Origin of the sequence: Micromonospora sp. 15K316, assembly GCF_004348525.1 — a bacterium.
In the GTDB taxonomy this organism is placed as follows: Bacteria; Actinomycetota; Actinomycetes; order Mycobacteriales; family Micromonosporaceae; genus Micromonospora.
The window spans coordinates 1-6,456 of record NZ_SMKG01000281.1; the positions used below are offsets into that span (position 1 = coordinate 1).

The window sequence follows — 6,456 nt, forward strand, 5'->3', positions numbered from 1 at the left end:
GCGTCGGGGTGGGTCCGGGGCCGCCACCTCCGCCGATCTGGAGGTCGACGCAGGAGTAGAACGCGTTGGCGGTGTCGGCGATGTTCCAGATGGCGAGGAGCTTCTGCCGGCCCGAGAAGCCGCTCAGGTTGACGGTGTGCGACACCGTGGCCCCGGGCTGCTGGCCGTTGCCGTTGACGACGGCCACCCGGGTGTTGCCGATGTAGTACTCCCAGTTGCTGGTGGCGTGCCGGGCGGTGTTGATCCAGGTGAACGTCACAGTGCTGCCGACCGAGGTGGCCGGCCAGCCCCGGCTGTCGTCGTTGAGGACGGCGAAGTGGGCGATGTTGGCGTGGCAGTTGCGCAGCCCCTTCGGGCCCTCGACGCTCTGCGGCTCGTACTTGATCTGCCCGCAGTCCGGGACCCGGTTCTGCGCGCAGAGCGCCTGCCGGCTCGGTGGCGACGACACGTAGCCGTGGGCCTGGGCGGGGGCCGCGACGGCGAGCGAGGAGAGGACGGCGCCCGCCGCCACGACCGGGAGGGTGATCCTTCGACGCATGTGGCACCTCCGCGGGGTGGTGAAGATGCCACCAACATAAATTAAACTTTGTTAACTGTAAAGACTCTCATCGATAAATGCCGGCACGTTTCCCGAGGTCTCAGATCACCAACGTGCACCCCTGCTCGTCCACCCGGTCGGCGCTGTCGTCGTCGAGCCAGACCCCTCCGGTGGCCAGGTAGCGGAACCGGTACTCCCCCGGGCGCAGCCGCACCGTCACCGTCCGGGTGCCGTCGCGACGCGGGACCAGTTCGTGCCGGCCGGGCTCCCAACCGTTGAAGCAGCCGACCACGCTCACCGCACCGGGCGGCGTGTCCCGGGGCAGGCAGAAGGTCACCCGGGTCTGGTTGCCGAAGAGCCTGCTGCGCTTGATCACGGGATACCTCCAGGGGCTCAGAGCGGTCTACCAGGCTCAACGGGTGACACGCCGGAGCCGACACGCCGCCGGAGCCCGCGCGGATCGCGGCATTTCTCCCGCCCGCGCGGCCACCCTGCCGCACCCTGGAGGCAAATGTCCTGTTCCGGGGGGTACTGATGGCGACCTGTGAGGTCTGCGGCAACGACTACTGGATGGCCTTCGAGGTCCGGACGGTCAGCGGCGACACCCACACCTTCGACAGCTTCGAGTGCGCGATCCACCGGCTGGCGCCGATCTGCGAGCACTGCCAGATCAAGATCGTGGGGCACGGGGTGGAGGTCAACGGGCGCTTCTTCTGCAGCGGGCACTGCGCCCGGGCCGTCGAGGGCGCCCAGGGCGCCGAGATCCGCGACGCGGTCGGTGTACGCCCCTCCTGACGCGCGCCCACGGTACGGTCTTCCGATGCGGCCTTTCCTGGGCGTCCTGCCTCCCCCGCGCTCCTGACCGGAGCGCGCCGCCCCACGCCGACCGGTTGACCCGGATCGGCCACATCGCTGTGCGCTCCGCCGACGTCCCCCGTCAGCGGCTCACCCTTTCGGAGCGCACACATGCCCGCTTCCCGCACCGCGCCGGCCTCCCGACCGGCGCCGGTCACGCCTGTCCCGCCCGTCCGCACCGGCCTGATCCAGATCACCGTCGCCGGGGTGCTGTGGGGCACCACCGGAATCGTCGTGCACGTCGTCCACGAGACCACCGGCCTGAACCCGGTCAGCATCGGCTTCCACCGCCTGGCGATCGCGGCGCTCGTCCTGTCGGCGTTCGCCGCCCCACGGTTGCGGCCGACGCTGGCCGCCCTGCGCGCCGCGCCGCTGCCGCTGCTGGCGACCGGGGTCGGGCTCGGCATCTACCAGGCGCTGTACTTCGCGGCCGTCGCGCTCGCCGGAGTCGGCGTGGCCACCCTGGTCAGCCTCGGCCTGGCCCCGGTGCTCGTCGTGGCCTGGGAGTCGGTCCGGGCCCGCCGGCTGCCCGGCCCGTTCCGGCTGGCCACACTCGCGGCCGCGGTCGCCGGACTCGCGCTGGTCACCGGGGCCTCGGCCGAGCCCACCTCGGCGGCGCCCCGACCGCTGCTGGGGCTGCTCGCGGCAGCCGGGTCCGGCCTCGGGTACGCCGCGACGACCCTCGTGAGCCGGCACGTCTCCCAAACGACCCCACCGATGACGCTCACCACCATCTCGACCGTGATCGGTGCGCTGGCCCTCGCCCCGGTCGCCCTGTCCGCGGGGCTGACCGTGCCGGCAGGCCCCGACGTCGTGGCGCTGCTGCTCCACCTCGGGTTGGTCACCACCGCGCTGGCGTACGTGCTGTTCAACGCCGGGCTGCGGACCGTCGAGGGCAGCGTCGCCGCGGTGCTCACCCTCGTGGAACCGCTGACCGCCGCAGCGCTCGCCGTCGTGCTCCTCGGCGAGCCACTGCCGCTCCCCGTGCTCACCGGCGGGGTGCTGCTGCTCACTGCGGTGGCCGCCACGTACCTGGCTCCGCAAGCCGGTGGACCTACGATCGCAGGATGCCTCCGCAGACGATCGAGGTCCGCACCGCCGCGTTCCCGGACCTGACCACCCGCACGTTCCACGACCTGCTCAAACTGCGGATCGACGTGTTCGTGGTCGAGCAGAACTGCCCGTATCCGGAACTCGACGGCCGCGACGTCGAGCCGGGCACGCGGCATCTCTGGCTCGCCGACGGCGGCGCTCCGCTCGCGTACCTGCGGATCCTCGCCGACCCGGGCGGCGTGGCCCGGATCGGTCGGGTGGTGGTGGCTCCGCACGCCCGCGGCGGCGGGTACGCCGGCCGGCTGATGACCGAAGCGCTGGCCCTGGTCGGTGACCGGCCCTGTGTGCTGGAGGCACAGTCGCACCTCGTCGGCTTCTACGCCCGGCACGGCTTCACCGTCAGCGGCCTGGAGTACGTCGAGGACGGCATCCCGCACACCCCGATGCGCCGCGATCCGGCCCTTTGACCAACGGCTGGCCGGCTGGCCGGGTGGGTGGCCGGGTGGCCGGGCACGCCGAGGTGCCCTCGGCATGAAACAGCTCGGGGACTTTGGAGCTGATGACGCGAACGGCTCAGGCGCGATGTCGTAGACGACTCAGCTCTAAAGGCTGACTGTCTCTGTACAGCCAGCTCACCCCCGTCGGCGAGGCAGTGGTGTGACACCGCACCCGGTCTCGGCGGCACCGCGACCCACCTGGCACCGGCGCCCGGCGCGCCAGCGCGGCGCGCCACCCGTGTGCTCAGACCAGGCAGTTGACGATCTCGGCGATCGACCGCCGGCGCCCGGTGTAGAAGGGGACCTCCTCGCGCACGTGCCGGCGGGCGGTCGAGGCCCGCAGGTCGCGCATCAGGTCCACGATCCGGTGCAGCTCGTCGGCCTCGAAGGCGAGCATCCACTCGTAGTCGCCGAGGGCGAACGAGGCGACAGTGTTGGCGCGCACGTCCGGGTAGCCGCGGGCCATCCGACCGTGCTCGGCGAGCATCTCCCGCCGCTCGGCGTCCGGCAGCAGGTACCACTCGTACGAGCGCACGAACGGGTAGACGCAGAGGTAGGCGCGGGCCTCCTCGCCGGCCAGGAACGCCGGGATGTGGCTCTTGTTGAACTCCGCCGGCCGGTGCAGGGCCATCTGCGACCAGACCGGCGTCATGGCCCGGCCGAGGGTGGTCCGGCGGAAGCGCAGGTAGGCGTCCTGGAGCGCGTCGCTGGAGGAGGAGTGCCACCAGATCAGCAGGTCCGCGTCGGCGCGCAGGCCGGAGACGTCGTACGTACCGCGAATCGTCACGTCCTTGCCGGCCAGCTCCTCGAAGAGCGCCTCGACCTCGGCGGTGACGTTGTCCCGCAGGGACGGTAGCGGGCTGCTGGCCCGGAACACCGACCACATGGTGTAACGGATGGTGTCGTTCAGCTCCCGCAGCCGGGCCGCGTTCGTCTGCTCGGTCATGTCCCCGATCCTCCCAGTGCAGTGATGATCTCCTCAGCCGCCGTCTCGCCGGAGCGGACGCAGACCGGGATGCCGACCCCGTCGTAGCCGGCCCCGGCCAGGGCCAGCGTGGGGTGGCCGGCGCGCAACGCGGTCCGCACCGCCGCCACCCGATCGGTGTGCCCCGGGGCGTACTGCGGCAGCGCCCCGCCCCAGCGCTGCACGTGCCCGTCGATCGCGGCGGGCAACGGCGTGCCGAGCACCGCGGAGAGCTCCCGGTGCACGGTCGCGGCCAGGTCCTCGTCCGGGCGCTGGAGCTGCGCCTCCTCGCCGTAGCGGCCCACCGAGGCGCGCACGAGCGCCAGCCCGTCCGGGCGGCGCAGGTGCCCCCACTTGGTGGTGAAGAAGGTGGACGCCTTGATCAGCAGTCCCTCGGTGCCGGGCACCAGGAAGCCGGAGAGCTCCGGCAGGCGCGGCTGCGGCAGGGCCAGGGTGACCAGCGCGACGCTGGCGTAGTCCAGCCGCCCGACGACGCCGGCCAGCTCGGGCGCCGCCCCGGCGAGCAGCCGCGCGGCCGGACGCGCCGGCACGGCGAGCACCACGGCGTCGACCTCGACGTGTTCCGGGTCGCGGGTCGGGCCGACGGTCAGCCGCCACCCGGCCGCCGTCGGCCGGAGTTCGCGGACGGTCGCGTCCCGGCGGATCGTCGCGCCGCTCTCGCGGGCCGCCGCCTCGATCAGGGTGCCGAGCCCACCGGCGAGCGTGCCGAAGACCGGCGCCCCCGGAACGCGAGGCGCGGCCGCCTGCGCGGCGCGTACCGCACCGGCCAGGGTGTGCTCGACCCGGGCCGTCCGGGCCAGCGCCGGCATCGTGGTGACCAGCGACAGGTCGTCGGCCCGGCCGGCGTACACCCCGCCGAGCATCGGGTCCACCAGCCGGTCGACCACCTCGTCGCCGTACCGCCGGCGGACCAGCGCGCCGACGGTGATGTCCTCCTCGGGGCCGAGCAACGGGCGGCCCTCGTCGCGGTCGGCCGCCGCGGCCGGCCTCGCCACCGCCGTCACCGTGGCCAGGTCCCCCGGTACGCCGACCAACGTGCCACCCGGGACCGGGCGCAGCCCGCCGTCGACGACGAGCGCGGCCTGCCCGACGCTCGGGTGGACGATCCGGTCGGCCAGCCCGAGCCGCCGGACCAGCGCCACCGCGGCGGACTCCCCGCCCGCCGGGTCACGCATCAGGAACGACTCGGCGCCGAACTCCACCGGCTGGCCGGCCACCTCGCCGGTACGCAGCTTGCCGCCGAGCCGGCCGGACTGCTCGTACACCGTGATCTCGGTGCCCTCGGGCGCGCGGTCGCGCAACCGGACGGCGGCGGCCAGTCCGGCGATCCCGCCACCGATCACCGCCACCCGCGCCGGACGCCGCATGCCGCTCAGCTCCGCTCGACCTGGCCGGCGGTGAGCTCGTGCACCAGGGCGGCCACCCGCGTCAGCACGTCGGGGTCGGTCTCCGGCGGCACGCCGTGGCCGAGGTTGAACACGTGCCCCGGGGCGGTCCGGCCCTGCGCCAGCACCCGCCGCACCTCGGCCTCGACCACCGGCCACGGGGCGAACAGCACGGCCGGGTCGAGGTTGCCCTGTACGGCGCGCTCCGGCCCGATCCGGACGGTCGCCACGTCCAGCGGCGTACGCCAGTCGACGCCCACCACGTCCGCGCCGGCCTCGCCCATCGCGGCGAGCAGCTCCCCGGTGCCCACCCCGAAGTGGATCCGCGGCACTCCCGCGTCGGCGAGCCCGGCGAGCACGGTGGCCGAGTGCGGCAGCACGTACCGGCGGTAGTCCGCCTCGGAGAGCGCGCCCGCCCAGGAGTCGAAGAGCTGCACCGCGGAGACCCCGGCCGCCACCTGGACCCGCAGGAACGCCAGCGTGACCTCGGCCAGCCGGCCGCAGAGCGCGTGCCACAGCTGCGGGTCGCCGTACATCAGCGCCTTGGTCTTCGCGTGCGTCCGCGACGGCCCGCCCTCGATCAGATAGCTGGCCAGGGTGAACGGCGCACCCGCGAAGCCGATCAGCGGGGTGTCGCCCAGCTCGGCGACGAGCATCCGGACCGCCTCGTCGACGTACGGGACGTCGTCGCGGGTGATCGGGCGGATCCGCTCCACGTCCGCGAGGGCGCGTACCGGCTCGGCCACCACCGGCCCGGTGCCGGGCACGATGTCCAGGTCGACCCCGGCCGCGGCGACCGGCACCACGATGTCGCTGTACAGGATCGCGGCGTCCACGCCGTGCCGGCGTACCGGCTGGAGGGTGATCTCGGTGACCAGCTCGGGGCGGCGGCAGGACTCCAGCATCCCCACGTTCGCGCGGATCTCCCGGTACTCCGGCAGGGAGCGGCCGGCCTGGCGCATGAACCAGACGGGGGTGTGCGGGCCGGCCTGGCGGCGGCACGCCCGGATGAAGGGCGAGTCGCCCGGTCCGGCAGGGGCGGGGTCTCCGTCTCGGGCCGCGGTGCCCGTGCTCTCCGTGCTCATCGCGGTCATCGTGCCACGCGCCACGACGCCGCTGTCGGGCCCGCCCCCACTTTGTGAC

Annotated in this window: 8 protein-coding genes; 3 read left to right on the forward strand and 5 right to left on the reverse strand. The window is 73.7% G+C overall.

Features of this window, described 5'->3' with window-relative positions:
* Together E1211_RS29380 and E1211_RS29385 are read right to left on the reverse strand one after the other, a co-directional pair.
* A partial coding sequence (locus tag E1211_RS29380) for a lytic polysaccharide monooxygenase auxiliary activity family 9 protein (RefSeq protein WP_132353042.1) occupies window positions 1–538 on the reverse strand: 538 nt, incomplete at its 3' end.
* Window positions 539–638: 100 nt separating this feature from the next.
* Window positions 639–914 carry an isoamylase early set domain-containing protein gene (locus tag E1211_RS29385; RefSeq protein ID WP_132353044.1) on the reverse strand — a complete coding sequence of 92 codons (276 nt, stop codon included), beginning with the start codon at window positions 912–914 and terminating at the stop codon, window positions 639–641.
* A 158-nt stretch (window positions 915–1,072) separates the two neighbouring features.
* Between E1211_RS29385 and E1211_RS29390 the strand changes: the two genes are divergently transcribed.
* The 3 genes from E1211_RS29390 to E1211_RS29400 all read left to right on the forward strand — a co-directional run bounded on the left by E1211_RS29390 (window position 1,073) and on the right by E1211_RS29400 (window position 2,913).
* Complete coding sequence (locus tag E1211_RS29390) at window positions 1,073–1,333, forward strand: Prokaryotic metallothionein (protein WP_120690892.1); 261 nt, start codon at window positions 1,073–1,075, stop codon at window positions 1,331–1,333.
* Window positions 1,334–1,504: 171 nt separating this feature from the next.
* Entirely contained in the window at window positions 1,505–2,509 is a 1,005-nt protein-coding gene (locus E1211_RS29395; protein ID WP_132353046.1) for a DMT family transporter, read from the forward strand.
* Window positions 2,461–2,913, forward strand: a complete 453-nt coding sequence (locus E1211_RS29400) for a GNAT family N-acetyltransferase (protein WP_132353048.1) — start codon at window positions 2,461–2,463, stop codon at window positions 2,911–2,913. Before E1211_RS29395 ends, E1211_RS29400 begins: the two co-directional genes overlap by 49 nt.
* A 274-nt stretch (window positions 2,914–3,187) precedes the next feature.
* Here E1211_RS29400 and hemQ read toward each other — a convergent pair whose 3' ends face one another.
* Genes hemQ through hemE form a run of 3 tightly spaced genes read right to left on the reverse strand, consistent with a single transcriptional unit; the run spans window position 3,188 to window position 6,407 of the window.
* The gene (gene hemQ / locus E1211_RS29405; RefSeq protein ID WP_132353050.1) at window positions 3,188–3,889 is read right to left on the reverse strand and encodes a hydrogen peroxide-dependent heme synthase; all 702 of its coding nucleotides are present in this window, start codon (window positions 3,887–3,889) and stop codon (window positions 3,188–3,190) included.
* A complete protein-coding gene (gene hemG / locus E1211_RS29410; protein ID WP_132353052.1) occupies window positions 3,886–5,295 on the reverse strand; it encodes a protoporphyrinogen oxidase in 1,410 nt (469 codons plus the stop codon). Before hemG ends, hemQ begins: the two co-directional genes overlap by 4 nt.
* A 5-nt stretch (window positions 5,296–5,300) precedes the next feature.
* Window positions 5,301–6,407 (reverse strand): uroporphyrinogen decarboxylase, encoded by a 1,107-nt coding sequence (gene hemE / locus E1211_RS29415; RefSeq protein ID WP_132353054.1) that lies wholly within the window; start codon window positions 6,405–6,407, stop codon window positions 5,301–5,303.
* Between the last annotated feature and the right edge of the window lie 49 nt (window positions 6,408–6,456).